The 1,853-nt window shown below is 48.9% G+C and carries 17 tRNA genes and 1 pseudogene; 1 reads left to right on the top strand and 17 read right to left on the bottom strand.

From position 1 onward, the window contains the following. Positions 1-128 (top strand): annotated as a pseudogene (locus QM406_RS09990) (IS110 family transposase); the annotation flags it as partial. Positions 129-304: 176 nt separating this feature from the next. On the opposite strand, the gene QM406_RS09985 reads toward QM406_RS09990, so the two are convergent. The 17 genes from QM406_RS09985 to QM406_RS09905 form a co-directional block, all read right to left on the bottom strand. Then, a tRNA-Ser gene (locus QM406_RS09985) sits at positions 305-392 on the bottom strand. 6 nt (positions 393-398) lie between these two features. Next, positions 399-472 (bottom strand) — tRNA-Ile (locus tag QM406_RS09980). A 36-nt stretch (positions 473-508) separates the two neighbouring features. Continuing rightward, positions 509-579, bottom strand: a tRNA-Gly gene (locus QM406_RS09975). Positions 580-592: 13 nt separating this feature from the next. Continuing rightward, a tRNA-Phe gene (locus QM406_RS09970) sits at positions 593-665 on the bottom strand. 3 nt (positions 666-668) lie between these two features. Further along, positions 669-742 (bottom strand) — tRNA-Met (locus QM406_RS09965). Between the two features lie 10 nt (positions 743-752). Next, positions 753-842: transfer RNA gene (locus QM406_RS09960), tRNA-Ser, on the bottom strand. An 11-nt stretch (positions 843-853) separates the two neighbouring features. Continuing rightward, a tRNA-Ile gene (locus tag QM406_RS09955) sits at positions 854-927 on the bottom strand. A 13-nt stretch (positions 928-940) separates the two neighbouring features. Continuing rightward, positions 941-1,014: transfer RNA gene (locus QM406_RS09950), tRNA-Met, on the bottom strand. A 5-nt stretch (positions 1,015-1,019) separates the two neighbouring features. Continuing rightward, positions 1,020-1,093: transfer RNA gene (locus QM406_RS09945), tRNA-Pro, on the bottom strand. 16 nt (positions 1,094-1,109) lie between these two features. Continuing rightward, positions 1,110-1,183, bottom strand: a tRNA-Arg gene (locus tag QM406_RS09940). Positions 1,184-1,191: 8 nt separating this feature from the next. Further along, a tRNA-Leu gene (locus QM406_RS09935) sits at positions 1,192-1,277 on the bottom strand. 7 nt (positions 1,278-1,284) lie between these two features. Next, positions 1,285-1,356, bottom strand: a tRNA-Gly gene (locus QM406_RS09930). A gap of 27 nt (positions 1,357-1,383) precedes the next feature. Then, positions 1,384-1,456, bottom strand: a tRNA-Thr gene (locus QM406_RS09925). Positions 1,457-1,468: 12 nt separating this feature from the next. Beyond that, a tRNA-Leu gene (locus QM406_RS09920) sits at positions 1,469-1,550 on the bottom strand. 5 nt (positions 1,551-1,555) lie between these two features. Beyond that, a tRNA-Lys gene (locus QM406_RS09915) sits at positions 1,556-1,628 on the bottom strand. Positions 1,629-1,652: 24 nt separating this feature from the next. After that, a tRNA-Asp gene (locus QM406_RS09910) sits at positions 1,653-1,725 on the bottom strand. 2 nt (positions 1,726-1,727) lie between these two features. Further along, positions 1,728-1,800: transfer RNA gene (locus QM406_RS09905), tRNA-Val, on the bottom strand. Positions 1,801-1,853 lie beyond the last annotated feature (53 nt).

Raw genomic sequence — 1,853 nt, 5'->3', positions numbered from 1 at the left:
GTAATCCCTATGCCAGAAAAATCTTGTTCAAGTGCATTCATAACATCGCTTCAGCTAGTCATACCAATCCCTGCCATATCGCCGACTTTTATGAGAAACGAAAAAGACAATCGACAATAGCTTCAACATGAGGTGTTTTTTAGCGTGCCCTTTTATGGATCAATAAGTGGTAAAAATAAGACAGTAACCTCAGAATAGCTACTGTCTTATCTCTTTTTTTTTACTTAAGGCCCTTGATATACTTGACAAATGGTAGAAAAGAGCCTTTTAAAGTCAAAAAAAGAGCTTTTAAGCTCTTCAACTACGGAGAATAAGGGATTCGAACCCTTGCGCCAGTTACCCGACCTAACGATTTAGCAAACCGTCCTCTTCAGCCTCTTGAGTAATTCTCCTATTAATGGGCACGAGTGGACTCGAACCACCGACCTCACGCTTATCAGGCGTGCGCTCTAACCACCTGAGCTACGCGCCCAAGTTAAATAACTTGGTAAATGAACTAAATGTTCAAAGCGGGTGACGAGAATCGAACTCGCGACAACAGCTTGGAAGGCTGTAGTTTTACCACTAAACTACACCCGCATAAAAACAAATATGGCGCGAGACGGAATCGAACCGCCGACACATGGAGCTTCAATCCATTGCTCTACCAACTGAGCTACCGAGCCTTATTGCGGGAGCAGGATTTGAACCTACGACCTTCGGGTTATGAGCCCGACGAGCTACCGAGCTGCTCCATCCCGCGTTAATAATAAAGGAGGATGTGGGATTCGAACCCACGCACGCTTTTACACGCCTGACGGTTTTCAAGACCGTTCCCTTCAGCCGGACTTGGGTAATCCTCCATAGTATTTAATGGACCTTGTAGGACTTGAACCTACGACCACTCGGTTATGAGCCGAGAGCTCTAACCAGCTGAGCTAAAGGTCCAACAAGATCATTATAGCGGCGAAGGGGATCGAACCCCCGACCTCCCGGGTATGAACCGGACGCTCTAGCCAGCTGAGCTACACCGCCATCAATCGGGAAGACAGGATTCGAACCTGCGACACCTTGGTCCCAAACCAAGTACTCTACCAAGCTGAGCTACTTCCCGAGTTAAATAGAAAAAATGCACCCTAGAGGAGTCGAACCTCTAACCGCCTGATTCGTAGTCAGGTACTCTATCCAGTTGAGCTAAGGGTGCTCATTATATGCCGAGGACCGGGATCGAACCGGTACGATCGTTACCAATCGCAGGATTTTAAGTCCTGTGCGTCTGCCAGTTCCGCCACCCCGGCCTCTCTAAGCGAACGACGGGATTCGAACCCGCGACCCCCACCTTGGCAAGGTGGTGTTCTACCACTGAACTACGTTCGCATCGACCTCTTGGTTATATTAAAAAAATGCCGGCTACATGACTTGAACACGCGACCCTCTGATTACAAATCAGATGCTCTACCAACTGAGCTAAGCCGGCTTATTTCTATTATGCGGGTTAAGGGACTTGAACCCCCACGCCGTTAAGCGCCAGATCCTAAATCTGGTGCGTCTGCCAATTCCGCCAAACCCGCAATGATGACCCGTACTGGGCTCGAACCAGTGACCCATTGATTAAAAGTCAATTGCTCTACCAACTGAGCTAACGAGTCTAAAATAACTTACGTTATCTTAAACGGTCCCGACGGGAATCGAACCCGCGATCTTCGCCGTGACAGGGCGACGTGATAACCGCTACACTACGGGACCTATGGGAGTTAACGGGATCGAACCGCTGACCCTCTGCTTGTAAGGCAGATGCTCTCCCAGCTGAGCTAAACTCCCTTTAGCTAAGCGACTTCCTTATCTCACAGGGGGCAACCCCCAACTACTTCCGG

Origin of the sequence: Streptococcus infantis (assembly GCF_047465035.1) — a bacterium.
Taxonomy (GTDB): Bacteria; Bacillota; Bacilli; order Lactobacillales; family Streptococcaceae; genus Streptococcus; species Streptococcus infantis_T.
The sequence above is the reverse complement of the archived record's forward strand: the minus strand, read 5'-3'. Positions and strand labels throughout refer to the sequence as shown.